General features: G+C 64.7%; 22 protein-coding genes. 10 read left to right on the top strand and 12 right to left on the bottom strand.

Features of this window, described 5'->3' with window-relative positions; genetic code table 11:
- Positions 1-83: 83 nt before the first annotated feature.
- From F0185_RS16745 to F0185_RS16720, 6 genes are all read right to left on the bottom strand, one after another.
- Entirely contained in the window at positions 84-572 is a 489-nt protein-coding gene (locus tag F0185_RS16745) for a heme-degrading domain-containing protein (RefSeq protein ID WP_370664025.1), read from the bottom strand.
- Positions 569-2,290: a glycoside hydrolase family 9 protein gene (locus tag F0185_RS16740; RefSeq protein ID WP_167226278.1), complete on the bottom strand. Its 1,722-nt coding sequence runs from the start codon at positions 2,288-2,290 to the stop codon at positions 569-571. Before F0185_RS16740 ends, F0185_RS16745 begins: the two co-directional genes overlap by 4 nt.
- Complete coding sequence (locus F0185_RS16735) at positions 2,287-3,621, bottom strand: MFS transporter (protein WP_167226276.1); 1,335 nt, start codon at positions 3,619-3,621, stop codon at positions 2,287-2,289. Before F0185_RS16735 ends, F0185_RS16740 begins: the two co-directional genes overlap by 4 nt.
- Positions 3,608-4,672: a glucokinase gene (locus F0185_RS16730; RefSeq protein WP_167226274.1), complete on the bottom strand. Its 1,065-nt coding sequence runs from the start codon at positions 4,670-4,672 to the stop codon at positions 3,608-3,610. The genes F0185_RS16735 and F0185_RS16730 overlap by 14 nt, the downstream gene beginning before the upstream one ends.
- 26 nt (positions 4,673-4,698) lie before the next feature.
- Positions 4,699-6,021, bottom strand: coding sequence for a GH1 family beta-glucosidase (locus F0185_RS16725; RefSeq protein WP_167226272.1), 1,323 nt, complete (start codon positions 6,019-6,021; stop codon positions 4,699-4,701).
- A 104-nt stretch (positions 6,022-6,125) separates the two neighbouring features.
- Positions 6,126-8,543, bottom strand: a complete 2,418-nt coding sequence (locus tag F0185_RS16720) for a TonB-dependent receptor (RefSeq protein ID WP_167226270.1) — start codon at positions 8,541-8,543, stop codon at positions 6,126-6,128.
- Positions 8,544-8,726: 183 nt separating this feature from the next.
- Here F0185_RS16720 and F0185_RS16715 point away from each other — a divergent pair, with 183 nt between their 5' ends.
- Together F0185_RS16715 and F0185_RS16710 are read left to right on the top strand one after the other, a co-directional pair.
- Positions 8,727-10,274, top strand: a complete 1,548-nt coding sequence (locus F0185_RS16715) for a tryptophan halogenase family protein (protein ID WP_167226268.1) — start codon at positions 8,727-8,729, stop codon at positions 10,272-10,274.
- A 10-nt stretch (positions 10,275-10,284) separates the two neighbouring features.
- Positions 10,285-11,298, top strand: a complete 1,014-nt coding sequence (locus F0185_RS16710) for a LacI family DNA-binding transcriptional regulator (RefSeq protein ID WP_167226266.1) — start codon at positions 10,285-10,287, stop codon at positions 11,296-11,298.
- On the opposite strand, the gene F0185_RS16705 is transcribed toward F0185_RS16710, so the two are convergent.
- The 3 genes from F0185_RS16705 to F0185_RS16695 are packed head-to-tail and all read right to left on the bottom strand — an operon-like array spanning position 11,295 to position 12,740.
- Entirely contained in the window at positions 11,295-11,816 is a 522-nt protein-coding gene (locus F0185_RS16705) for an HD domain-containing protein (protein ID WP_223164523.1), read from the bottom strand. The two genes, F0185_RS16710 and F0185_RS16705, sit on opposite strands and share 4 nt — an antisense overlap.
- A complete protein-coding gene (locus tag F0185_RS16700; protein ID WP_167226262.1) occupies positions 11,806-12,324 on the bottom strand; it encodes a hypothetical protein in 519 nt (172 codons plus the stop codon). Before F0185_RS16700 ends, F0185_RS16705 begins: the two co-directional genes overlap by 11 nt.
- A complete protein-coding gene (locus F0185_RS16695; protein WP_167226260.1) occupies positions 12,321-12,740 on the bottom strand; it encodes a hypothetical protein in 420 nt (139 codons plus the stop codon). Before F0185_RS16695 ends, F0185_RS16700 begins: the two co-directional genes overlap by 4 nt.
- Positions 12,741-12,870: 130 nt before the next feature.
- On the opposite strand from F0185_RS16695, the gene F0185_RS16690 reads away from it, so the two are divergent.
- Entirely contained in the window at positions 12,871-14,775 is a 1,905-nt protein-coding gene (locus F0185_RS16690) for a tetratricopeptide repeat protein (protein ID WP_167226258.1), read from the top strand.
- A gap of 2 nt (positions 14,776-14,777) precedes the next feature.
- Here F0185_RS16690 and F0185_RS16685 read toward each other — a convergent pair whose 3' ends face one another.
- From F0185_RS16685 to F0185_RS16675, 3 genes are all read right to left on the bottom strand, one after another.
- Positions 14,778-15,809 carry a nucleotidyltransferase family protein gene (locus F0185_RS16685; RefSeq protein ID WP_167226256.1) on the bottom strand — a complete coding sequence of 344 codons (1,032 nt, stop codon included), beginning with the start codon at positions 15,807-15,809 and terminating at the stop codon, positions 14,778-14,780.
- Positions 15,810-15,838: 29 nt separating this feature from the next.
- Positions 15,839-16,312 carry a D-glycero-beta-D-manno-heptose 1-phosphate adenylyltransferase gene (gene rfaE2, locus F0185_RS16680; RefSeq protein WP_167226254.1) on the bottom strand — a complete coding sequence of 158 codons (474 nt, stop codon included), beginning with the start codon at positions 16,310-16,312 and terminating at the stop codon, positions 15,839-15,841.
- 122 nt (positions 16,313-16,434) lie between these two features.
- Positions 16,435-17,607 carry a PilT/PilU family type 4a pilus ATPase gene (locus F0185_RS16675; protein WP_167226252.1) on the bottom strand — a complete coding sequence of 391 codons (1,173 nt, stop codon included), beginning with the start codon at positions 17,605-17,607 and terminating at the stop codon, positions 16,435-16,437.
- Between the two features lie 153 nt (positions 17,608-17,760).
- Between F0185_RS16675 and F0185_RS16670 the strand changes: the two genes are divergently transcribed.
- From F0185_RS16670 to F0185_RS16640, 7 genes are all read left to right on the top strand, one after another.
- Positions 17,761-18,699, top strand: a complete 939-nt coding sequence (locus F0185_RS16670; protein ID WP_167226250.1) for a hydrogen peroxide-inducible genes activator — start codon at positions 17,761-17,763, stop codon at positions 18,697-18,699.
- A gap of 255 nt (positions 18,700-18,954) precedes the next feature.
- A complete protein-coding gene (locus F0185_RS16665; RefSeq protein ID WP_223164522.1) occupies positions 18,955-20,103 on the top strand; it encodes an acyl-CoA dehydrogenase family protein in 1,149 nt (382 codons plus the stop codon).
- Between the two features lie 7 nt (positions 20,104-20,110).
- Entirely contained in the window at positions 20,111-22,126 is a 2,016-nt protein-coding gene (locus F0185_RS34845; protein WP_167226246.1) for a hybrid sensor histidine kinase/response regulator, read from the top strand.
- Positions 22,127-22,254: 128 nt separating this feature from the next.
- The gene (ubiA, locus tag F0185_RS16655; RefSeq protein WP_167226244.1) at positions 22,255-23,109 is read left to right on the top strand and encodes a 4-hydroxybenzoate octaprenyltransferase; all 855 of its coding nucleotides are present in this window, start codon (positions 22,255-22,257) and stop codon (positions 23,107-23,109) included.
- A 106-nt stretch (positions 23,110-23,215) separates the two neighbouring features.
- The gene (locus tag F0185_RS16650) at positions 23,216-23,536 is read left to right on the top strand and encodes an ElaB/YgaM/YqjD family protein (RefSeq protein ID WP_167226242.1); all 321 of its coding nucleotides are present in this window, start codon (positions 23,216-23,218) and stop codon (positions 23,534-23,536) included.
- A 5-nt stretch (positions 23,537-23,541) separates the two neighbouring features.
- On the top strand, positions 23,542-23,919 hold the full coding sequence (locus tag F0185_RS16645; RefSeq protein ID WP_167226240.1) for a phage holin family protein: 378 nt from the start codon (positions 23,542-23,544) through the stop codon (positions 23,917-23,919).
- Complete coding sequence (locus tag F0185_RS16640; protein ID WP_167226238.1) at positions 23,912-24,235, top strand: hypothetical protein; 324 nt, start codon at positions 23,912-23,914, stop codon at positions 24,233-24,235. Before F0185_RS16645 ends, F0185_RS16640 begins: the two co-directional genes overlap by 8 nt.
- Positions 24,236-24,349: the final 114 nt, after the last annotated feature.

Raw genomic sequence — 24,349 nt, 5'->3', positions numbered from 1 at the left:
TGGATCCCCGCCGAGGGCCGCCTTGGCGCGGGGAAGACGGCTCGACGGTTTGCGGTTTCGGGTTTGGGGTACTCTTATCAACGCTACAGCATTTCATCGACCTTCAGGTATTCACGCAGCACCCCGACCACCAGCGCATGGTCCTCGGCCCCCGGCAAGCCGGCCACGGTGATCGTCCCGGCCACGCCGCTGCCCCGTATCGTCAGCGGAAACGCCCCGCCCAGCGCCGCGAACTGGCGCGGATCGAGCGTGGGAATGGCGTGGATCGAACCGCCGCCCACGGTTACCTGGGTATGCACATGATAAGAACTGTGGCCGGTGCGCTTGACCAGGTTACTCTTGCGCCAGATCCAGTGCGCGTGATCGGCCGGCGTGCCGTTCATGGCGTGATAAAACAGGCGCTGCCCGTGCCGCGTAATGTCCACCGTGATCGCCTGGTTCCGCGCGCGCGCCGCCCGCACCAGCCGCAGGCCGATTTCCAGCGCGATATCGCTGTTGAATACATCGAACTGCAACAACCGCTCCTGCCGCACCAGCATCGCCAGCATCACATACGGGTCATCCCGCTTCACGGCGCCGTCCCGCCCAGCACATCGAGCGCCGCCGACACGTATACCAGCGGCGCATTCCAGTTGATCGCCACTTCATTGCTGGCGTAGCTGCAATCGTCGTCGATGTACGACAGCGCCGGCAACGCCGACGGATATTGCCCCTTGCAGTCGCCCTTGTCCTGCTGCCCCGCATGCGGCCCGCCCGCCAGGAAACCCGGCACCGGCGCGGCCACCTGGTCGGCCATCGACGGGCGGTGATGCGGATGCATGACCTGGCGCGCGCCGAAACCGGTCACGAACGAATACCCGGTGGCGTTGCGCCCCAAAACATAATCGAGGCCGGCCTGCGCGGCGTCGAGGTAATCGCGCTTGCCGTTCAGGCGGTACGCTTGCAGCAGCATCATCGACTGGTTCAAGGCCACCGCATTGCTGCCCCAGACGAAATCGTCGCCCTGCATCGGCACCCCGTAGGCGGACGCGCGCCACCTGGCCGCCAGCGCCGCCGCCAGGGTGTCGATGCGCGCGGCGATCAGCGTGCGGTCGGCCACCGCGCTCAAGCTGTTGCGGTGATGCGCGAGCGAGATCCAGGCCAGCGCACGCACATCGGCCCATTGCGGCACGCTGGCGGTCACCCCGGCCGGCCGCATGGCCGCGTAGTAGCTGTCCTTGCCGCTGCTGATATACAGTTCGGCCGCGGCCCAGGCGAATTCGTCGTCGAAGGTGGCGTCGCCGTATTCGCCGGTGAGCACGCCGGCCGGATTGCGGAACACCACGGCCGGATTGGCGCGCGCCCATGCCCACGCCGCTTCGGCCGCGCGCAGCATCTTCGCCGACAGGCCGGGCAACTGCTTCTCGTAGGGTTTGAGCACGCGGCTGGCGGTGGCCATGGTGGCGGCGAAATCGAGCGTGGCAGCGGTTCCCTTTTGCACCACGTAGCGCTCCGCCCCGGCCTGGGCCGGCATGACGATGCCGTCGAAGCGCAGGTTGGTCAACTTGTTGTAGACGCCGCCGTCATGCGGGTCCTGCATGGTCAGCATCCACTCCAGGTTCCACAGCGCCTCGTCGAGGATGTCGGGCAGCGCGTTGCCGCTCTCGGGAATGGCGCTGCGCTGGCGCGCGAAATAGCCGGGATAGTGCTCGAACGCGGCCAGCAAAGTGCAGGTCGAGATACCCGAATTGACGATGTACTTGTTATAGTCGCCGGCGTCGTACCAGCCCTTGGCGCTGGCGATGACGGTGCCTTCCGGCCGCGCGGTCGACGCCGCCGAGGCGTGCACCAGCACCCGCGTATCGGGATGCCCGGCGGCGCGCGCATATACGCCGGCGTGGGAAGCGTCGAGCGCCGTGCCGGAGCGGTTGAAGTAATACGCCTTGAGCGCGGCGCGGTTCAGTTCCGCATACACGCCGGCGCGCACCGCAAAGCGCTCCGACGGCGCCACGCCGGCGGCGCGGATGCGGTACTCGCCGGGCCGCGCCAGGGCCGAAAAATCGGCCAGCCTGACCGACTCGCCGGACTCGCGCCAGGCGCCGGCGGGGCCGGCCCGGCCGCGCCAGGCAACCGCGCCGCTGGCGGCGTCGATCACTTCCACCTCGCCGCTGGCGCCGGCCGGCAGCACGGCCACCTTGTGCGCCAGCGGAGCGAAGCCGACCTGGTTGACGCGGATCGCGTCGGGCGCCGCGCTGGCGCACACGCCGGCCGCCAGCAAAACACAGAGCAGGCCGGCCGGCGCGCGCCTCATGCCGGCACCGCCTGCACGCCCTTTGGGTCGTCGCTTGCCGCTTCATCGATATAGAACGGCGCGCACCAGGTGGCGATGAACGAGGGGATGGTGGCGACCATCACGAAGATGAAGTAGCTGACGTAGCCCATCGAGACCTGAAGGTGGCCGCTGACCGCGCCCGTCACCAGCCCGCACAGGCCCATGATGCCGGTGCCGAAAGCGTAGTGCGTGGTGGTGTACTTGCCCGGCGCGAGCTGCTGCATCAGGTAGATCATGAAGCCGACCGCACCGAAGCCGTAGAAGAACTTCTCGATCATGACACCGGCCGTGATCAGGTACAGGTTCGTCGGCAGGTAGATCGCCATGATCAGGAATGTCACGTTCGGGATGTTAACCGCGCAGCACAGCACGAACAAGGTCGGCTTCAAGCCTTTTTTGGCCACGTACCAGCCGCCCAGCAGAGACCCGAGCAGCACCGCGGCCAGGCCGTAGGTGCCGTAGATGACGCCCAGCTTTTCGTTGCTCAGCCCCAGGCCGCCCTTGGCGGCCGGATCGACCATGAAAAATGGTCCGATTTTTTCGAGGAAGCCGATACTGAGGCGGAACAGGAATGCAAACGCGATCATGCGCCACACGCCGCGCTTCTGGAACAGGGTGACGAAGGAGTCGGCCAGAAAATGGCCGACCGCGCGGACGCTGGCCGGCGTGTTTTCGGCGCGCGCGCCGTCGGGCATGAAGCGCGCATGCCAGAGCGCCATCAGCACGGTCAGTCCGCCCACCAGAAAGAAGATAATGCGCCACGATTCGATCCAGTCCGGGCCGAACACGGCGGCGTCGTGGTGGAACATGTTCACGTGCAGCCAGCCGCTCAGGTACACCATGCCGCCGGCGGCCACGATCGGGCCGACGTTCCAGCTCAGGCTCTGGATTCCGCAGTACAGCGACTGTGCGCGCGAGTCGAGCGAGGTGACGTAGACGCCGTCGCTGGCGATGTCCTGGGTCGCCCCGACGAAGGACATGGCCCAGAACAGCGCCATCAGGATCGTCATGTAGTTCGGCAGCGCCATCACCAGCGCGATGCCGATGAAACCGAGTCCGAGCATGGTCTGCGCGCACAGCACGAAGAACTTCTTGGTGCGGTACATTTCGACGAACGGCGCGAACAGCGGCTTGATCGTGTAGGCCAGGATCAGCAAGCTCGAATACTCGGCCGCCTTGCCGTTGTCCATGCCGAGATTCTTGAACATGATGGCGGTGACGGAGGTCAGCATGACGTACCCGAGCGCCATCGTGAAGTAACCGGTCGGCACCCACAACAAGGGCCAGACGGTCGGTTTAGAAGCGTGCATGGTCGTTTTCCGTTTCAAGAATAGGCAGCGGCAATGGCGCTACGGCGCGCGGCATGGCGCGCGGCGGCGCCAGGTCGGCCAGGTGCTCCGATAAAATCGCCGCCGCGCCCAGCATGGCCGGATAGGGAGCGGTGATGACCAGGGTCGGGATCTGCGAGGCAAAGGCGGAAAAGCGGCCCTTGCTCTCGAAGCGCGCCCGAAACGGCGAGCCGGCAAAGTACGCGCCCAGGCGCGGCACCACGCCGCCGCCGATATACAGGCCGCCGCGCGCGCACAGGGTAACCGCCAGGTTCGCCGCGACAGTGCCGAGCATACCGCAAAAGCAGTCCAGCGTTTCGCGGCACAGCGGGTCGCTGCCGGCCAGCGCGCGCTCGACGATGTCGGCGGTGGACAGGCTGGCGTCGACCCGCAGGCCACGGTGCGCGGCCAGCGCTTCGCGGATCAACACGATCCCCGGACCGGAGACGATACGCTCGGCCGAGACGTGCTCGTAACGCTGCCAGCAATGCTGGAGCACCGCTACTTCGCGCTCGTCGAACGGCGAAAAGGCGACGTGGCCGCCTTCGCTCTGGAGCGCCACCCAGCGTCCGTCGACCGGCACCAGGCCGGCCACGCCCAGGCCGGTGCCGGCGCCCACCAGGCCGATCACGCCGGCGGCAAGGGCTTGCCCGCCGCCGATCTGTTGCAGGTCGGCCGGGCCCAGGGCCGGCAGCGCCATCGCCAGCGCGGCGAAGTCGTTCACCACCAGCAGGGTGTCCAGGCCCAGCGCGGCGCGCGAGGCGCTGATCGAAAACGCCCAGTGGTGATTGGTCATCTGGACGGCGTCGCCGTCGACCGGATTGGCGATCGCGATCACCGCGTGGCGCACGCGCCGCGCCGGCAAGCGGTTTAAATAGGCGCGGACGGCGTCGTCGAAGTGCTCGTAATCGGCGCAGGCCAGGGTGTGCGCGTCGCCCACCCGCCCGGCGCCCTGTTCGAGCGCAAAGCGCGCGTTGGTGCCGCCGATGTCGGCCAGCAGGCGCGGACCATCGGCATAGGAATCAGGAACCATGTTGCCTCCAATGGAAGAACGGTCGATCAGCGCTGGCGCTGGGCGGTCAGGAAATCGCGGTACCAGATGGCGCTGTCCTTGAGGGTGCGCTCCTGGGTCGCGTAATCGACATGCACGATGCCGAAGCGCTTGGCGTAGCCGGAGTTCCATTCGAAGTTGTCGAGTAAACTCCAGAGGAAGTAGCCGCGCACGTCGACGCCCTGCTCCATGGCCGCCTTGAGCGCATCCAGGTGCATCTGCACGTAGGCGATGCGCTCCGGGTCGGCCACCTTGCCGTCGCTGACCGCATCCGGATTGGCCATGCCGTTTTCGGTGATGTAAATCGGCGGCAGCATGTATTCGGCATTGAGCTTGACCAGCAGTTCGGTCAGGCCCTGCGGATAGATTTCCCAGCCCATGTCGGTGAAACCGAGCTTGCCGGGCGGCGTGCGCGGCGGGGTCTCCGCACTGCAGAAGGAACGAAAGTAGTAATTCACGCCGAGGAAGTCGATCGGCTGGGCGATGGCGGCCATGTCGCCCTCGTGCACCACGGGGGCGTTCTCGCCGTGCGCGCGCAGCGCCAGTTCCGGGTAATGTCCCTTGAAGATCGGGTCCATGAACCACTGCACCGAACGCGCGTATTCCAGTTCGGCCATGGCGCGATCAGCCTCGGAATCGGTGGCCGGATCGGCCGTCCACTGGTTCAGCACAATGCCGAGGCGCGCCGAGGTGGCGGCGGTGCGCATGGCGCTCATGGCCAGGCCGTGCGAGAGCAGCAGGTGGTGCGACACTTGAATCGCCTGCCTGGCGTCGGTCACGCCGGGCGCGAACTGCGCATTGCCGTAGCCCAGATTGGCGCTGCACCACGGCTCGTTATGGGTGGCGATGGCCTCGATCCGGTTGCCGAAACGACGCGCCACTTCCTGGGCGTAGTCGGCGAAGCGGTAGGCGGTGTCGCGATTCATCCAGCCGCCGTCGTCCTGCAAGCCTTGCGGCAGGTCCCAGTGGTACAGGGTCAGGTGGGCCTTGACGTCTTTCGCGGCCAGTTCGTCGAGCAGGCGGTCGTAGAAATCGAAGCCGGCTTCGTTCCAGGCGCCCTTGCCGCTCGGCTGGACGCGCGCCCAGGCCATCGAGAAGCGGTAGGCGTCCACGTTCAGCGACGAGATCAGGCTCACGTCTTCGCGATAGCGGTGGTAATGGTCGCAAGCGACGGTGCCGTCGCTCTGGTCCTTGATGTTGTTCGGGTTCAGGCAAAAAGTATCCCAGATCGATGGCCCCTTGCCGTCAGCGTTGGCGCCGCCTTCGATCTGGAAAGCGCTGGTCGCGACTCCCCACGTAAAGTCGGCGGGAAATTGGTTGGATTGGTTCATGGTAGAGCTCGATATCGGTGGGGCGATGACGGGACGCGCGGCGCCCATCCGGGCACGCCGCGCCGTGTTCCGCCTCCCGGGGGAAGCGGACAGCTTGACGCGACTTAGAAGTCGACGCCGGTATTAAAGCCGATGGTACGCGGCGGCAGGTACTGCGCCATGTACGGGCCGAAGGAATTGCCGGCGCTGGTCTTGATGTTTTTGTCGGCCACGTTACGCACGAAGGCATCGACCCACCACTTGTTGTTGGTGTAGCGCAGGCCCAGGTCGGTGCGGGTGTAGGCTTTCTGGCGGTCGCCCTCGCCCAGGTTGAAGACGCTCAGCCAGGAGGCGGTTTCGTAGTGGGTCGAGATGCGCGGCACCACCGTGGCGCCACCGGCCAGTTCGAAGGTGTGCTGGTACTGCAGCTGCATTGAGAACTTCGGTGCGTGCGGCATGGCGTTGCCGCTCACGTCCAGGCAGGTGCTGATGCCCGGCACGGTGCACACCGGCAGGGTGTAGTCGTTGGTGCCGCCAATCAGTTTGCCCAGCTTGGCGCGGGTATAGGCCAAGGTCAGTTGCAGCTTGTCGTCGCGGGTGAGCTTGGCCGCGATTTCCGACTCCAGGCCCCACACCGTGGCGCCTTCGGCGTTGTTGGTGGCCAGGCCGCGGGTGCCGTCCGGATTGGTGACCGGGGCGCTGAACTGGAAGTCCTTGAAGTCCGAGTAGTAGGCCGCATTGTTCACCTTGACCATGCCGCCCATCAGGGTGCTCTTGCTGCCGATTTCATAGTTGGTCAGCGTTTCGGCGCCGTACGGACGGCCGCCATCCTGCAGGCCGCCCGACTTGTAGCCGGTGGCGACGCTGGCGTAGACCATGTTGCTGCGGTCGAGTTCATAGTTCACGCGTACCAGGCCGGTGACCTTGCTGCCGTGGTAGACGCCATCGTTCGATGGCGAGCCGGGGCTGTAGCCCTGGCCGGGAATGCGCGGATCGATCGATGGCGACAGCGGCACCTGGGCCACGTTCTTGTCGCCGTTCCAGGTGTAGCCGTTGCCGCCTTCGTTGGTGCGCTTGTCCTTGGTGTAGCGCAGGCCGCCGGTCAGGTGCAGCTTCTCGGTCGCATTCCAGGTCGCCTGGCCGAAGGCGGCGCTCGAGGCCACCGTTTCTTTCGGCTGGATGAAGGAACCCTGCCAGTTGACGGTGCCTTCCTGGGTGCCGCTGAAGATCGGGATGTCGAAGCGGATGTCGTTCTTTTCAGCCGCGTAGTACAGGCCGAGCTGCCAGTCGATATTCTGCTTGCCGAGCGATTGGAGTTCCAGTTCGTGGCTGTGGTTCTTGTAGTTCGACGAGACCGTGTTGTTGGCCTGGTAGGTCGCGCCCGTGGCGAAGCTGGTCGGCACGGCGGCGCCGCCATCCTGGTCGAAGGTCGACGAACCGGAGAAGCGCGACACCCCGGCGATGTAGTGCAGCGCCAGCGAGTCGTTGATGGTGTATTCGAGGCGCGAGCGGATCGCGTCGGTATCGCGCTTGAGGGTCGGCGCCACGTCGGCCAGGGTCGACCACAGGTCGGTGCCGGCGCGCGGGTTTTGCAGCAAATTCATGCTCGGGGTGCCGCGGTCGGCGAATTTTTCGTACGACACGTTCCACTTCACGTCGCGCGCGATGTTCCACAGCAGCGACAGGCGCACCGCGGTCTGGTCCTGGGCGCCGTATTTGGGGCCGCCGGCGACGAACAGGTTCGGATTGATCGGACGGAAGTCGGCATCCTTGCCGCCGCCGGCCTTGAAGGCGGCGCGCTGGTCGGCCAGCGAAATCGACGGCAGCTTCTGGTAATCGATGTAGCCGTCGTGCTGTTCGTGCACGGCGGCGATGCGCAGGGCAGCGGTTTCGCCGAGCGGAATATTCACGGCGCCACGCGTGCCGAGGCGCTTGTAGTCGCCCATGCCCGCTTCGACGCTGCCCGAACGCTCGCCGATCACCGGCTTGGCGGTCTGCATGTTGACCGCGCCGACGGTGGAGTTGCGGCCCCACAGCGTGCCTTGCGGGCCGCGCAGCACTTCGATCGCTTCCAGGTCGAACAGCAGCGAGGTGGCGCCTTCCGGACGTGGCGAGTAGATGCCGTCGACAAAGCTGGCCACTTCGGGATCGGCGTATTCGGTCTTGGCGCTGTCGTTGCCGATGCCGCGCAGGGTCATGGTGATCACGCCATGGTCGCCCTGGCCGGTGGCCTGGAAGCCCGGCACCAGGTTGACGACGTCCTGGATGGTTTGTACGTGGTTGTCCTGCAGCGCGGCGGCGTTGATCGCGGTGATGGCGATCGGGGTTTTTTGCAGCGGGGTCGAACGCTTGGTCGCGGTGACGACGACTTCGGGAATCACGTTCGAGTCGGCGCTGCCGATGCTCTTGCTGACCGCGGGCGCTGCTTGGGCTTGCGCCACATCCTGGGCATGGGCCGCGCTAATGCCTGCGAGCAATGTCAGGATGGCGAGTTGAATTGGGGCGCGAGCGCGGCGAAACGCCTGGGTGGCGGTAGATTTCATGCAGTCTCCATTCGGAATTGTCCGATTTTTGTTGTTCAAAACTTGGCTGGGCGAGAAAACGTTTTCAGATTGCGTGAAAACGATTTCATGGTACATTTCGGTGCATTCCAAAGTCAAACGAAATATTATGGTGCGAGCCGATTTGTCATATCTGCCACACATCGCCACAAAAAGGGGCAATTCATGAAAGCGTTTCATAACGTATTGATCGTCGGCGGCGGCACTGCCGGCTGGCTGACCGCCTGCTACCTGGCGCGCACCCTGGGTGCGGCGCACGCCGGCGCGGCCGGCGTAGCCATCACCCTGGTCGAGTCGCCCGAGATCGGCATCATCGGCGTGGGCGAAGGCACCTTTCCCTCGATCCGCGCGACCCTGGCGGCGATCGGCATCGACGAAGCGCGCTTCGTGCGCGAATGCCAGGCCACCTTCAAGCAGGGCGTACGCTTCAACAACTGGGTACGCCCGGCCGGCGCGCCCGGCGCCGACCACTACTTCCATCCGTTCAGCCAGCCCAGCCAGCGCCAGGGCGGGCCGGAACTGCTGCCGCACTGGCTGCAGGGCACGGCCGGCGCCGGCGTGCCGTTCGCGCAGGCGGCGACCATGCAAAAACGCGTGGCCGACGCCGCGCACGGGCCGAAACGCCTGGCCGACGCCGACTACACCGGGCCGATGAACTACGCCTACCACTTCGACGCCGGGCGCTTCGCCGCCCTGCTGGCCGAGCATGGCCGCTCGCTCGGCGTGCGCCATGTGCAGGCCACGGTGGAACGGGTCGAGCTGGAGGCCGACGGCGCGATCGCCTGCGTGCACACGCGCGAACATGGCGCGCTGGGCGCGGACCTGTACGTGGACTGCACGGGTTTTCGGGCCGCGCTGATCGGCGAAGCACTGGGTTCACCGTTTCGCAAGATGGATGACGTGCTGTTCGTCGACCGCGCGCTGGCGATGCAGGTGCCCTACCCCGCGCCGGACACCCCGATCCCGTCGTACACCATCTCCACCGCGCACGAAGCCGGATGGACCTGGGACATCGGCCTGCAGCAGCGGCGCGGCATCGGCTACGTGTATTCGAGCCGCCACACCACCGACCAACGCGCCGAACAGGTGCTGCGCCAGTACATCGGGGCGGCGGCCGACGGCCTCACGCCGCGCCAGCTGAAACTCAACATCGGCTACCGCGACGTGCAGTGGATCAAAAACTGCGTGGCGGTCGGCCTCTCGGGCGGCTTCCTGGAGCCGCTCGAATCGTCCGGCATCGGCCTGATCGAAACGGCGGCTTACCTGATCGGCCACCTGTTCCCGTTCAACGGCGACACCGCCCCGGTGGCGGCCCAGTACAACCGCCTGATGCGCGAGCGCTACGAGCGCGTGGTCGACTTCATCAAGCTGCACTACTGCCTGTCGCAGCGCACCGATTCGGCCTTCTGGACCGACAACACCGACCCGCGCTCGATTCCCGAATCCTTGCGCGACAAGCTGGCCATGTGGCGCTGCCGTGCGCCGCACCGGCTCGACTTCGTGGCCGACGTGGAGATGTATCCGACGTCGAGCTGGCAGTACGTGCTGTACGGGATGGAGTTCGCCACCAGCCTGCATCCAAGCGCCTGCCATCCGGCGCGGCGCGACGAAGCGGCTGGCGAATTTGCGATGATCGCCAAACTGGCCGGCCATGCGCTGGCCGACCTGCCGCCGCACCGCGCGCTGGTGGAACACTTGTGCCAACGACGATGAGAACCAGACAATGAGGACTATTCACAGCGGCCCCGTTACATTGCACCAGGTGGCGCATGCCGCCGGTGTGTCCCCGGCCACCGCGTCGCGCTTCATGAACGGCACCGCGCGCGTGTCGGACGCCAAGCGGCGCAGCATCGAAGACGCCATCGAACGCCTGAACTACAAGCCGAACCTGGTGGCGCAGGGCCTGAAGATGGGCAGCACGCGCACCATCGGCGTATTGACGCAGTCGCTGGTGTCGGGCTACTTCAACGACGCCATGGTCGGCATCGAGGATGCGGTCAAGGCGGCCGGCTACGCGCTGCTGATCATGAGCGGGCACTGGCACGCGGCCGAGGAAGCCGAACGGGTCGAACTGCTGATCGGGCGGCGCGTGGACGGCGTGGTGATCCTGACCGGGAACATGAGCGACACCCAGATCCTCGACTTTTCGCAGCGCGTGCCGATCGTGGCGTTCGGGCGCAAGCTCGAAGGCGAGCGGGTTTTCGGTTTTTTCCTCGACAATTACGGCGCCGCCTGCGAGGCGATGGAACTGCTGATCGAACAGGGGCACCGGCGCATCGCCTTCATTCGCGGTTCGGACGACCAGGAAGATGCGCATGCGCGCCTGGCCGGCTACCGCGACACGCTGGCGAAACACCGCATCGAACCCGATCCGGACTTGATCGTGGCGGGCGACTTCCAGGAGTCGGGCGGGCTGCAGGCGGTCAACCAGCTGCTTACTTCGGGGGCGCGTTTTTCGGCCATCTTCGCGGCCAACGATCTCTCCGCCTACGGCGCGCGCCTGGCGCTGTACCGGCGCAGCATCCGCGTGCCGGAAGACGTGTCGATCATCGGTTTTGACGACCTGCATAGTTCGATGTACACCACCCCGCCCCTGACCACGGTGCGCCAGCCCTTGTACGACGTCGGTTCGTGCATCGGCACCATGATGCTGGGGATGATCGGGCATGACGAGGTGAAGGTGGCGCTGCCGGCACTGAGCCTGGTGGTGCGCGAATCGGTGCGGCGACTGACTTAAACGATGCTGCGCCGCAGGCGTTCGCCGCCACCGGCGGCGATGTCTTCGAACGCCGAGTCGAGCGTGGTGAACACATCCCAGCGCAATTGGCCGCGTTGTGCGGCGATCATATCGATGACGCGCAGCTCGAGTTCTTCTTCGCGCTTGCCCTTCCAGAGTTTGTCGGCCAGCGCGACCGACAATTCCTCGAACGAGTTGCCCGGTTCCTGCCACGCCGCGTGCGACACGCAGCAGCGCGCCACCGCCGGCGGCACGCCGTTGGCCAGCATCAGGGCCTGGCCGGCCGGTTCGTGGCGCGAACCGGGGCCGTCGAGTTCTTCGGGGAAGGTGATCTTGCCGGCATCGTGCACCGCCGCGCCAAGCTCGATCAGGCGCGCGTCGAAGCGCAGTTGCAGGCTGTTGTAGGTATCGATCAGCGCATCGGTGGCTTCGCCCACCAGTTGCAGGTGACGCAGCAGGCGCGCGCTGGCGCCAAGCGCGCGCAGCAAGGCATACGCGTCGGCACGGCTATCGAGCATGTTGTTCAGCATCGCGCACGCGGCAACTCAGGGACGCATATGTGCCCTTCGGAAGAGCATTCTTGATGCCGAACGAGCGCAATTGTTTGCCGGGATCGACATTTTCTTCCAGCGTGCAGCGATTCTGCGCCGCGAATTTTTTCAGCGCCCCGAGGCTGCCCGCCACGCCGACCGTGACGCCAATCCCCTTGCTGACGCAGCAGCCGGCGTAACGCGTCATGTATTCCTCTTCAATCAGCACCAGCGGGTGTCCCAACAAGGTCGCCGGCTTATTGAGAAGGTAATAATCGGTGTAATCGGCGCGCCCGTTCGGACGTTGATTGACATAGCCGGCTTTCATATAGGCCTGGATGGCTTTTCCGGAGCTGCCGATGCGTTTTTCCGATGCCTTGTCAAATTTCATGGCTTTCATCAAATTCACTTCGAGATCGGGATTGCCGGCAGCGGCCACGCCGCCGCACAGCGCGCCAGCGAAAAGGCCGAGTAAAGCTGCATGGTGCATGCTCATGATCGGTCGGAAAAGCGTTGGTGTGACATATGATCGAGCGGCGCTGGTTCCGGCGCGGTATCGCTTGCCGGAACAATCGGAAAAGCAAACGTATACGCCATCACCGCCACCACCGGCGCGATCCAGACCGCGAGCCAGGACCAGCCGAGCTCGCCTGGCAAAATGATCAGTGCGAGTATCAGTGCCAGCAGATTATATATCGCCAGCATGGTCATCTTTTCGTGCATGGGCCGGCGCGAAAAATACAGGTAAAAACCGAGGCCGAACAAGCATACAAGGAAAGGAATGCCCACCCCAATCAACCTGGCCGCGTCCTCGACCGCTTTCCCATCCATGATGACGGCCATTGCTGGCAAGGACGTGCACAGCCCTGCCGCAAGGGTGATGCCATACAAAAAAGTGCGCTGCGCTTTCATCGTTTTCCAATTCGTTTTTTGCATTGGTCATGCGGTCGATGACCGATTATGCACGCATCAGTGGCGGTATTGCCCGCGTGCGACAATATCATCCGCGATTTACTTATTCAATCACTATCGGGACAGCTACATGAATTGGCTTAAGAAACTCACCGGCCAGATAACAGGCAAAAAAGAAAAAATCAACAACGCCGGAGTAGGGTCCGCGACGCCAAGCGATGTGAGCGCGCCAAACGATGCGCACCCGCCGGCCGACGCCGGCCCGGAGCTCACCCTGCGCGAGGGCACGCCCGAATTCAACCTGATCGTCGCCAGCACCGAACTCGAAACCGGCGCCAACCTGGCCCACGGCGCATCGCACCTGGCCGTCCTGCTGGAAGTCGATCCAGGCCGCGCCGACTGGCAGGCGCTGGCCGCGCGCTACCTGGACGCGGCCGGCGATGATGTGGATGCCCTGCTGCCGGTCGGCGACGAGCGCTTTGTCAACAGCGAAGCCTTGCGCGCCTGGTTCTGGCAGCGCCAGGGCAAGACGCCAGAGGCGCTCGACCTGCTGCTGCAGATCTCGCGTGCCGCCGGGCACGCGACCTATCTGCATGCATGGGCGCTCGACTGGCTCGAGCAGGACGGCGCGCTCGCCCGTATCGGCGAAACGAGCATGATGCAGTTGCTGGCGACGGCGCTCAATAGCGTCGAAGAGGCCCACCAATCTTCGGCCGGCACCGTGCGCGACATGGGGCGCTGGGCAAGCCTGGCCGAACGCGCCAGCGCCGGCTATGCGCCGTCGCCCACCCTGCTGCTGGTGCGCGCCGGCCTGCAACGCAAAGCCGGCAATGTCGATGCGGCGCTGGCGATCACCGGCCCGATCGGGCAGGCCGCCTCCGCCGAGCAGGCCAACGCCATCGGCCTGCTGCTGCGCTGCATGCGGCGCTTCGACGAATCCGAACAAGCCTTCATCCACGCCGGCAGCTTCGATCCGGCCGACATCACGCCCAAGCTGGAAGCGGGCGACACCTGCTTCGAGGCGGGCAACTGGCACAAGGCGCTGTTCTGGTACGAGGCCGTGCTGGCGTCCGAGAGCGAGCAGGCGTGGGCGCTGCCCTCGTCCTGGTACTGCCGTTACAAGCTCGATGGCGACGAAGCCTGGATGGAGCGCTTGTGGGAGGCGATGCGCAAGGGCGATAACCGCGCGCACCTGCTGGTGTTCCGCGAGCGTGGACGGCTGGCGCAATCGCACGACGCCGGCGCCAACCTGCTGCGCACCCTGCTCGAACGCTGGCGGGAAAACGGCAACACCGACGACAGCGGGGGCGCGATGGCGATCTCCGCCACTGTCATGGAAGCGCCGAGCAACCGGCTTGCATTCGCGCTCGAACTGGCGGGACGCAATCCCCCGGTGAAGCTGGAGATTACTTTCGGCCCGCTTCCGGCCGTCGACCCGCGCCTGGCGCTGGCGCCGGTCGATTATCCGCTGTGGGCGTACGAGGGCACCGTGCCGCATCCGGCCTTGCCGGCGCCCGACGCGGCGGTGCGGGACGCCATCGCGGCGTTGGCGCTGGCGCCCTACAACCCGAACGAGAACTGGGCCGCGGCCAGCCACGTGGCGGCGCGCTTCGGCACGCGCCATGTGCGCGACATATTGGCGGCGATGGTGTACCCGCCGCCGCTGCCGCAGGACGTGCGCGCGCTCGAATGGCTGCCGCGCGTGCAGCTGGCGGCGGCGTATGTGCTGGGCCAGATCGACAGCGGCTGGGAGGGGTCGGAGCGGCGCCGCGCGCTGGTCTCGGTCCTGTTCGGGCCGATGGACTGGACCACCTGCGCGGCGATCCGGGTACTGGCCCGCATCGCCACCACGGAACCGGCCTGCGCCACCGACATCATGCGCTTGTTCGCGCGGATGGAGCGGCATATTCCCGAGGTCGGCCATTGGGACTGGGTCACGCTCTTGTACGAGCAGTGGCTGGAACTGCCGTTCCTGTTCGATGCGGAACGCGAGGAACTGCGCCGCAAGCTGGCGGCGCGTGAAGAAGATGAGTAGCGCTAGCGCCAGCTGTGTTGATATGCGCCGATGTGGGCGCTGATGTCGCCCGCTGCGAGGGTCAGCACCCACTGCTCGAACGACAGCGCCGCGTCGTGCGGCGCGTCCAGGAAGCTGGCGCGGCACGCGGCCATGAACTCGCCCAGTTCTCGTCCCTGGTAGCCGGTCTGCGCGCCGACGATGGCGCCGTTCCAGACCACTTTCGCGCGCTTGTGCGTTTCGTGTTCGTCGATCGCCGCCAGGTACTGCGGGCGCGCTTCAGGGAAGATGCCGCTGAAGATGCGCTGTTCCCAGTCGGCCCGTTCGGCATCGCGCTCCACTGATTTTTTACCGCCGTCCCAAGCCGACCAGCTGTAGCGGTCCAGTTCCGGTTTGTCCGCGATCCAGGCCAGGAACGCGGTGTACGACGGCCGCTTGGCGTCGCGCACGCGGCTGGCGGCGTTGCGGTTGTCGAGCAGGTAGATCTGGCGGTGAAAATACGGGGTCGAAGCGGCAAATTCAAACACGTCCTCCAGGGTGTCGAAACCTTGCAGGTAACGCGCATGGTCGTAGCCGAGCAGGGCGAAGGTCTTGGCGACGTCGCGCGAGATGAGGATGTCGGCGAACACCTGGTCGTTGTCGCGCAGGAGCTTCCACAGGCCGTCATGGCCGTATTTGAGGCCCATCTTGTGGGCGATGCGGCCCATCAGGTTGCCCAGGTCGTTGAAGGCGTAGTAGGACGCGGCGAAGGCCATTTCTTCAGCCGGGGTGGTGATCAGGTCGATCTGCATCGAGCGGAAGTCGAACGAGACCACGTCGCCGTTGACGACCAGGTCCTGCGGCGCAAAAGCGGCCTTGACCTGCTCGATCCAGTCGGGCGGCAGGTGGGTCGATTCGATCAGGATGTCGCTGTCGCCGAAGCTTTCCTTGCTGCCGTAGGCGAGGATCGGCTGGCAACCGATGCCGGGAAAGAGCGCGCGCAGCTTGTCGATCGTGGCGGTGGTGATGGCCGTGTAATCGGCCGCCGACTGACGGGTGACGCCGACGTGTTTCATGGCGTTTCCACCCATGGCGGTTTCCTTGGTTACGTGCGGATTTTCGACAGCAGCTTGGTGGTCGAACGGTCGTGTTCGAAATCGATGGCGACCGCCTGGCCGCCGTAGGCCAATACGGCCTGGCCTTCGGGAATGGCGTGCATGTCGTAGTCGCCGCCCTTGGCGTAGATGTCGGGGCGCGCTTCGAGGACCACTTCGAGGGCGGTGTCTTCGTCGAAATCGACCACCAGGCTGACCGATTCGAGGGCCGCCAGCACGGCCATGCGGTCGGCGGCGTTGTTGAGGGGACGGTCGTCGCCCTTGCCGAGGCGCTTGACCGAGGCGTCGGTGTTGGCGGCCACCACCAGCGAGGCGCCCAGGGCGCGCGCCTGGGCCAGGTAGGTCACGTGGCCGCGGTGCAGGATGTCGAACACGCCGTTGGTCAGCACCACCGGTTTGGGCAGGGCGGCGACGCGGGCGGCGAGGTCAGGGCGGGGGCAGATCTTGTTTTCGAAGTCGGGCATGGGGATCAAGGTACTGTATTAGTCGATTTCGCTATCACGTCGTTCCCGCGCAGGCGGGAACCCAAGTCCGTCGCTAAGCGGATAAACTTGGGTTCCCGCCTGCGCGGGAACGACGGGGGGGCTTACTCTTCCTCTTCCTCATCCATCGCCATCGACAAATCATTCGATTTCGATCCCACAGCGCCACCCGGTTCCTTGCGGTCGCCGCGCAGCTTGATCTGCAAACGCAGGCCGTTGGCCGAGTCGGCGTTGCGGATCGCTTCGTCGTAGCCAATCTGCCCTCGGTTGTACAACTCGTACAGCGCCTGGTCGAACGTGCACATGCCCAGCTCGCGCGACTTGTGCATGATCTCTTTAATCGACTGAAAATTCCCCTTCAGGATCATCTCGCTGATGGTCGCCGTATTGAGCAAGATCTCGATGGCCGCCTTGCGCCCCTTGCCATCCTCGGTGCGCACCAGCCGCTGCGAGACAATCGCGCGCAGGTTCGACGACAAGTCCATCAGCAGCTGGTTGCGCCGCTCTTCCGGGAAGAAGTTGATGATCCGGTCCATGGTCTGGTTCGAATTGTTCGCGTGCAGGGTGCCCAGGCACAGGTGGCCCGTTTCGGCGAATGCGATCGCGTGCTCCATGGTCTCGGTATCGCGGATCTCGCCGATCAGGATCACGTCCGGCGCCTGGCGCAGCGTGTTTTTCAGCGCCGCATGCCAGGAGTGCGTATCGACCCCCACTTCGCGGTGCGTGATCAGGCAGTTCTTGTTCTTGTGGACGTATTCGACCGGGTCTTCCACCGTGATGATGTGCCCCGCCGAATTGGCGTTGCGGTAATCGATCATCGCCGCCAGCGTGGTCGACTTGCCCGATCCCGTGCCGCCCACCACCAGCACCAGCCCACGCTTGGTCATCACGACCTCTTTCAATACTTCCGGCAGGTCGAGTTTTTCAAAATTCGGGATTTCGGACGCGATCGTGCGCACCACCATCGCAACGCATTGTTGCTGTACGTACACATTGACGCGGAAACGACATACATTCGGCAACGCAATGGCGAAATTGCATTCCATTTCCTTCTCGAACTCGTTGCGTTGCTTGTCGTTCATTAACGACAAGGCCAGCGCGCGGGTGACTTCGCCGGTCAGCTTTTGCTGACTCATCGGCTTCATCGAACCCTGGTATTTCATGCTCGGAGGGAAGTCGGCCGAGATGAACAAGTCGGAGCCGCCCTGATGATGCATTACGGTCAGCAATTTATGGATGTAGGCCTGTGCTTCAATCGGGCCAAAAGTGGTGGACATGCTCGCCTTTCAAGTGGTCGGCGGGTCGAAAATCCGCCCGCGGCCCAATTATATCGACTGCATTCCGGTAGAATATAATTTCTTTGCTGAGCTATAAGCAATATCGTGTCACGACAGTCGCGCCGCGCCTGTCCTCTTCCTGCCCTCACCTTTATGACCCTCACTGAACTGAAATATATCGTTGCCGTCGCGCGTGCGAGACATTTCGGACACGCCGCCGAGGCGTGTTACGTCGCCCAACCCACCTTGTCGGTCGCCATCAAGAAGCTCGAAGACGAGTTGGGCGTGGTGTTGTTCGAACGCGGCGGGGCCGAAATTTCGGTCACGCCGCTGGGGGCGCAGATCATCGCCCAGGCCGAACGCGTGCTGGAACAGACCGCCGCCATCAAGGAGCTGGCCAAGCAGAACAAGGACCCGCTGGCCGGGCCGCTGCGCCTGGGCGTGATCTATACCATCGGCCCTTACCTGCTGCCGCCGCTGGTGAAGAACATCATCGAGCGGGTGCCGCAGATGCCCTTGATCTTGCAGGAAAATTTTACCGTGCGCCTGCTCGAACTGCTGCGCCAGGGCGAACTGGACGCGGCCATCATGGCGCTGCCGCTGCCGGAACATGGCATGTCGATGCAAACCTTGTACGACGAACCGTTCGTGGTGGCCGTGCCGCAAAACCACCCGTGGGCCAAGCGCAAAGTCGTCTCGGCCCAGGATCTGAAATCCGAAACGATGTTGTTATTAGGCAACGGTCACTGCTTCCGCGACCAGGTGCTGGAAGTGTGCCCGGAAATGGCGCGTTTTTCGTCGCCCGGCAACGGCATGCAGCGCACCTTCGAGGGCTCGTCGCTGGAAACGATCCGCCACATGGTCGCCAGCGGCATCGGCCTGACCGTGCTGCCGCGCGCATCGGTGCCGGACATGCAGTCGCGCAGCAATATGCTGGCCTTCGTGCCCTTCGAGGAGCCGGTGCCGTCGCGCCGCGTGGTTATTGTGTGGCGCAAGAGTTTTACCCGCCGCGCCGCCATCGAGGCGGTGTGCGAAGCGGTCGCCGCCTGCGACTTGCCGGGCGTTGAGATGGTGGCGCCGGACCCCGCCTGAGGCACTTCCCGTCCCCAGGCCGGCGGCGGCCAAGCCCCTTCGCATTGCGCAACGCGCCCCCCGCCCGCCGGCGCGACTGGCGTCGCCTGTGCGCAAAAGCGCGCGCCACAGCGACGCTGTTCAATTGCGCTATTGGAAGTAAGCTTCAATGACAATAACGTTACAATCTCATCGATCACGGTCGTGCGCCGCCTGGCGCCACCGTCCCCTTGTTTGCCGCCGATGGCGTTTTTTCGACATGACAGGATGCCTGATATGTTTTCGACAAAATTACTTGGCCTGAAAGAGACTGCGCTCAGGGTGGCCGGCGAGATCGCGCCTTTCGCCACGCAAGTCGACAGCGAAGCGGCCTGGCCGGCGCATTCAATGGCAGCCCTGTCGAAGGCCGGGTTGATGGGCCTGCAAGTGCCGGAACAGCTCGGCGGCCATGGCCAGGGTCTTCTGGCGCTGGCGGTACTGACGGAAACGCTGGGCAAGGCCTGCCCCTCGTCGGCGCTGTGCTTCGGCATGCATTGCGTGGGGACGGCGGTGATCGCCGCCAAGGCCACCTCCTACCAATCCGAGCATTACCTGAGCAAGATCGCGCGCGGCGAGCATATCACCACCCTGGCCCTGTCCGAAAGCGGGACCGGCGCCAATTTCTATCTGTCCGATACGCGCATCACCCTGGGCGCGGGCCAGTTTCTTGTCAACGGGACCAAGCAATTCGTCACCAACGGCGGCCACGCCGATTCCTACGTGATTTCGGCGCTGAATCCGGATTCGGACGAAATTGGCGACGTGAGCTGCCTGATCGTCGAGCGCGACACGGCCGGGATGGAATGGCTCGAACCCTGGCACGGCTTCGGCATGCGCGGTAACTCGTCACGCGGCATGCGGCTGCACGATGCACAGGTCCCGCTCGCCAATCTGTTGGGCGACCCCGGCGACCAGATCTGGTACGTGTTTGAAGTCATCGCGCCCTACTTCCTCATGGCGATGGCGGGCAGTTATCTCGGCATTGCGCAATCGGCGCTGGAGGCCGTCGGCGAGCATATGCGCACGCGGCGTTACGACCATACCGGCGAATCGTTGCGCCACCTCGACCATTTGCAGATGAAGTATGCCGACATGTGGAGGTCGGTGGAAAAGACGCGGCAACTGCTGTACGCGGCCGGCGAGCGCGGCGACCGCGGCGATCCCGAGGCACTGCCGTTCATTTTATCCTGCAAGGCCGATGCCGCCGAGACCGCCGTGGCGGTCAGCAATGAAGCGATGACGATGTGCGGCGGCATCGCCTATCGCGAGAACAGCCGCGTGGGCCAGATGCTGCGCGATGCGCGCGCCGGGCATGTGATGGCGCCCACCACCGATATGCTGAAAATCTGGGCCGGGCGATCCTTGCTCGGCTTGCCTTTACTGTAACGACGCGGTGAACTACAAACTCATCTTTCTCATTGTTCCGGACCTGCACGCGCAGGTCCCTGAGGCGCTCGCGCAGGCGCTCAAGGAACAGCAACTCGACGCTGTGCAGGCAACGCCCGCCGATGCGCTCGAACGCATCGGGAAATTGATCGGCCAGGACCAGGAACCAGCGGTCGTCCTGGTCGGGCCGGGCATCGCCAATCCGGCCGCGATTGCGCGCCGGATTCGCGCCGTCTGGCCGATCGGGCAGATTCTCTTTATGCCTGCCAGGGAGCGGTTCGAGGCGACCCAACAGGAATTGCGCTATGTTCCCACGCTGGGGCCGAACTGGTCCCTGGTGGCGCTGGACGATCCCCGCCTGGGCGAAAAATTGCTGCGCGCGGCGCAGGCAAGCCGCCAGCGGGCGCGGCTGCGCACAACCCTGGACCGGGCCAATGTCCGGCTGGCGGCGCCGAAACCGGTCGATAACGTGGCCTATCGCCAGTCGCTTATCTCGGAGCGCTACCTGGCCAGCTTGCTGCAGCACTCGTCGGATGCGATTTTCTCGCTGGGGCCACGCGACCATGTGCTGTATTGGAGTACGGGGGCGGAACAGCTGTTCCGGTGTTACCCACGGCACAACCAGGCGGCTGCCGAACTGCCTTTTTGGTCAGCCATGCTCGCTGCGCTGCTCGATCGTATCCATGCCGGCGCAGCGCCATTGAAAGCCGCACTGAGCGCCGTCATCGATGGACAGAGCTTGCACCTGGAAGTGTCGATGGCACGGGTGGAGGATGAAAACCGTCATTTTCTCGGTACATCGATTTGCGCGCGCGACGTGTCCGACACGGTGCGCGCCATCGAAACGGAACGCGCGGCGCGGCTCGATGCAGAACGCCTCAGTCGCCTCAAGGACGAGTTCCTGGCGCTGCTGTCGCATGAATTGCGCACGCCGCTCAGCGTCGTCATCGGTCGTACCCAGCTCCTGCGCATACAGCACAGCAATTCACCCGACCTGCAATTTTCGCTGGAAGTCATCGAACGCAACGCCAGGCTGCAGGCCAAGCTGATCGAGGACCTACTGGACGTGTCCGCGATCGTCGCCGGCAAGCTTACCCTGGACTTGCACGCGATCCTGATGGGCGACCTGCTGCGGGCGGCGACCGATTCGGTGCGGGCCATGACCGACGCCAGGCAGCTCAAGCTGGTAACGCAATGCGCGCTGGCCGGGGTGACGATCCGCGCCGACGTGTACCGCCTGCAACAGATTCTCTACAACATCCTCAGTAATGCCATCAAGTTCACCCCCGAAGGCGGCTCGGTATTCGTGCGCGCCTCGGTCGTTTCGGCGCAGCGCGCGCAAATCGTCATCGAAGATACCGGCTGCGGCATCGGCGCCGAATTCCTGCCGCATGTATTCGACAAATTCGGACAGGAAGATGCCTCGCTCACGCGCCGCCATGGCGGCTTGGGAATCGGCCTGTCGATCGCCAAGCAGCTTACCGAATTGCATTCGGGAACTATCGAGGTAAGCAGCCCAGGGCGTGGGCTGGGCACCCGTTTTACGCTCACTTTTCCCATCGATTCCGTGGGCGAGGGCATGGGGCCTGGCCGCCAGCGTGCGGTGATGCCGGCGGCGCAATCGGGCATGCTTGCGCAGCGCCGCATTCTGTTGGTGGAAGACGTGGCCGATACGCGCGCCCTGATCACGGACGTGCTCGGCGCGCACGGCGCCTATGTGCTGGCCGCCCCCTCGGCGCTGGTCGCGCTTGAGTTGCTCGACAGCGAGGCCCCGGAGCTGATTGTCAGCGATATCGGGATGCCGGAAATGGATGGCTATCAGCTGATCGGCGAGATCCGGCGGCGCGGCTATTCAAGCACCGCCCTGCCGGCCGTGGCCCTTACCGCTTTCGCCGGCGCGGAGGACCGCCAGCGCGCCTTCGACGCCGGTTTCCAGGCGCATGTGGCCAAGCCGTATATCGTGGCCGAACTGGTGTCCACCCTGGTGGCCATGCTAAGTAAGTGCGACGGGGCGGTTCGCTGAGCTCGCGTACAAGCGCGACGGCAACCGCAACCGATCTCCTCGTCAAAAATGGCGCGGCCGCACGCCCCGCCGTCCAAACACAGTAAAATCCCAGCCTCGCCCACGACAGTCGCGCCCGCGACCCGACCATGAACAAGCTGTCGCTGTACTTCCGCCTGATCCGCCTGGACAAGCCGATCGGCATCCTGCTGCTACTCTGGCCTACCCTGATTGCCCTGTGGATCGCCGCGCGCGGCAAGCCCGACCCGGCCGTCGTGCTCATTTTTTGCCTCGGCACCGTCCTGATGCGCTCGGCCGGCTGCGCCATCAACGACTACGCCGACCGCGATTTCGACAAGCACGTCAAGCGCACCGCCGAACGCCCCCTCACCAGCGGACGCATCAAAAGCTGGGAAGCGCTGGCCGTGGCCGCCGTCCTGTCGATCGTCTCCTTCCTGCTGGTCCTGCCGCTCAACACCCTCACCAAGCAGCTCTCGCTGGCGGCGCTGATCGTCGCCGGCAGCTATCCGTACTTCAAACGCTTCTTCGCCATTCCCCAGGCCTACCTGGGCATCGCCTTCGGCTTCGGCATTCCGATGGGCTTTGCCGCCGTGCTGAACCAGGTGCCGGCGGTGGCCTGGTGGCTGCTGCTGGCGAACGTGTTCTGGGCCGTGGCCTACGACACCGAATACGCCATGGTCGACCGCGACGACGACCTGAAAATCGGCATCCGCACCGCAGCCATCACCTTCGGCCGCTTCGACGTGGCCGCCGTCATGCTGTGCTACGGCGCCGCGCTGGCCATCATCCTGGTGTGCGGCTGGCTCGAAGGCTTGCGCGCATGGTTCGTCGGCGGCGTTGCCGTGGCCGCCGCAGTGGCGCTTTATCACTACACTTTGATCCGTGGACGCGAACGCATGGCTTGTTTTGCCGCTTTTCGGCACAACAATTGGTTGGGTGCGGCCCTTTTTGCCGGTGTGGCGTTAGACTACGCTTTCAGCTGATGTTGTTCCGATAACACGGAAAGTCAACGTTGCCAGCGTGTAAGATTCACTCCGGCGCGCCGGGCAGACCGGGCTTTCCTATAAATTCACTTACGAGGTAACAAAAATGATCGAATCCATCCCAACCAAGCCAGGCGCACGCGACCAGTTGATGAACGACCTGAAATCCGTGATCCAGGATGCCGAACAGTGGCTGCGCCACGGCAGCCAGCTGACCGGCGACGAGCTGCAAGCGGCCAAGGCCAAGTTCGAGCGCACCATCACGACCGCCAAGGCGGACCTGATTCGCCTGGAAGAAGCGGTGGTCGAGAAAACCAAGATCGCGGCCAAGGCGACCGACGAGTACGTGCAGGAAAACCCATGGAAAGCGGTCGGGATCGGCGCTGCGGCAGGCGTCATCATCGGCATGCTGATTTCGCGCAGGTAAGGCGCATGGCGATCGTCGAATCGGTGGGGCGGATCGGGGCGACCCTGATCGCCATGGTGCAAACGCGGCTGGAACTGGCCGCGGTCGAGGTGCAGGAGGAGCTCCAGCGCTTCCTTGGGTATGTCGTGCTGGCACTGGCGTCGCTGATCCTGTTCGGCGTCGCCCTGTTACTGTTGGTGTTGCTGGTGGTGGTGATCTTTTGGGATAGCTACCGCCTGGAAGCCATCGGCGCCCTGGCGCTGCTGTTCGGCGTTGCCGGCGGCGCGATCGGGCTGCAGGTCAAGCGCAGTTTCGACGCCCGTCCGCGCCTGCTGGGAGCGACCGTGGCTGAACTGAACAAGGACGTCAATTTCGTCAGGAATGCGGGGCACGCCGATGAGTAACGCGCCGACAAGTAACGACAAGCGGTCGCTGGCCGAACGGCGCGAGGCGTTGATTGTGCAGTGTTCGATGCAGCGCAGGGATGCCGCGCGCGAGTTCGGCGCGCTGATCTCGCCATTGACGCATCCGGTCAGCGGGATCGGCAAGATGCTCAGTGGCGGTGGCGGCGGGATGAAACTGCCGCTGGGGATCGTCGGTACGGTGGCCGGACTGGTCATGGCCAAGTCGGGCAAGATACTGCCGATGCTGACCGTGGGCCTGTCGCTGATCAAGGCTGCGCGCAGCGTGATGGGGCTGGTGCGTAAAAAGCGCAGCTAGCGCCTGTTCTTCCGCTATCACCAAAACCGTCGTTCCCGCGAAGGCGGGAACCCAAGTTTGTGCCGCAGCCGCCGGCTAGATTACGAACTTGGGTTCCCGCCAAGGGGGCCGCCA

It is taken from the genome of Massilia rubra (genome assembly GCF_011682065.1).
In the GTDB taxonomy this organism is placed as follows: Bacteria; Pseudomonadota; Gammaproteobacteria; order Burkholderiales; family Burkholderiaceae_D; genus Telluria_A; species Telluria_A rubra.
The sequence above is the reverse complement of the archived record's forward strand: the minus strand, read 5'-3'. Positions and strand labels throughout refer to the sequence as shown.

Excerpts from the sequence above, each read along its gene's own strand:
- F0185_RS16740 (WP_167226278.1), bottom strand. The coding sequence starts at position 2,290 with ATGAGGCGCGCGCCGGCCGGCCTGCTCTGTGTTTTGCTGGCGGCCGGC.
- F0185_RS16735 (WP_167226276.1), bottom strand. The coding sequence starts at position 3,621 with ATGCACGCTTCTAAACCGACCGTCTGGCCCTTGTTGTGGGTGCCGACC.
- F0185_RS16730 (WP_167226274.1), bottom strand. The coding sequence starts at position 4,672 with ATGGTTCCTGATTCCTATGCCGATGGTCCGCGCCTGCTGGCCGACATC.
- F0185_RS16725 (WP_167226272.1), bottom strand. The coding sequence starts at position 6,021 with ATGAACCAATCCAACCAATTTCCCGCCGACTTTACGTGGGGAGTCGCG.
- F0185_RS16720 (WP_167226270.1), bottom strand. The coding sequence starts at position 8,543 with ATGAAATCTACCGCCACCCAGGCGTTTCGCCGCGCTCGCGCCCCAATT.
- F0185_RS16715 (WP_167226268.1), top strand. The coding sequence starts at position 8,727 with ATGAAAGCGTTTCATAACGTATTGATCGTCGGCGGCGGCACTGCCGGC.
- F0185_RS16710 (WP_167226266.1), top strand. The coding sequence starts at position 10,285 with ATGAGGACTATTCACAGCGGCCCCGTTACATTGCACCAGGTGGCGCAT.
- F0185_RS16705 (WP_223164523.1), bottom strand. The coding sequence starts at position 11,816 with ATGCTCGATAGCCGTGCCGACGCGTATGCCTTGCTGCGCGCGCTTGGC.
- F0185_RS16700 (WP_167226262.1), bottom strand. The coding sequence starts at position 12,324 with ATGAGCATGCACCATGCAGCTTTACTCGGCCTTTTCGCTGGCGCGCTG.
- F0185_RS16695 (WP_167226260.1), bottom strand. The coding sequence starts at position 12,740 with ATGAAAGCGCAGCGCACTTTTTTGTATGGCATCACCCTTGCGGCAGGG.
- F0185_RS16690 (WP_167226258.1), top strand. The coding sequence starts at position 12,871 with ATGAATTGGCTTAAGAAACTCACCGGCCAGATAACAGGCAAAAAAGAA.
- F0185_RS16685 (WP_167226256.1), bottom strand. The coding sequence starts at position 15,809 with ATGAAACACGTCGGCGTCACCCGTCAGTCGGCGGCCGATTACACGGCC.
- rfaE2 (WP_167226254.1), bottom strand. The coding sequence starts at position 16,312 with ATGCCCGACTTCGAAAACAAGATCTGCCCCCGCCCTGACCTCGCCGCC.
- F0185_RS16675 (WP_167226252.1), bottom strand. The coding sequence starts at position 17,607 with ATGTCCACCACTTTTGGCCCGATTGAAGCACAGGCCTACATCCATAAA.
- F0185_RS16670 (WP_167226250.1), top strand. The coding sequence starts at position 17,761 with ATGACCCTCACTGAACTGAAATATATCGTTGCCGTCGCGCGTGCGAGA.
- F0185_RS16665 (WP_223164522.1), top strand. The coding sequence starts at position 18,955 with ATGTTTTCGACAAAATTACTTGGCCTGAAAGAGACTGCGCTCAGGGTG.
- ubiA (WP_167226244.1), top strand. The coding sequence starts at position 22,255 with ATGAACAAGCTGTCGCTGTACTTCCGCCTGATCCGCCTGGACAAGCCG.
- F0185_RS16650 (WP_167226242.1), top strand. The coding sequence starts at position 23,216 with ATGATCGAATCCATCCCAACCAAGCCAGGCGCACGCGACCAGTTGATG.
- F0185_RS16645 (WP_167226240.1), top strand. The coding sequence starts at position 23,542 with ATGGCGATCGTCGAATCGGTGGGGCGGATCGGGGCGACCCTGATCGCC.
- F0185_RS16640 (WP_167226238.1), top strand. The coding sequence starts at position 23,912 with ATGAGTAACGCGCCGACAAGTAACGACAAGCGGTCGCTGGCCGAACGG.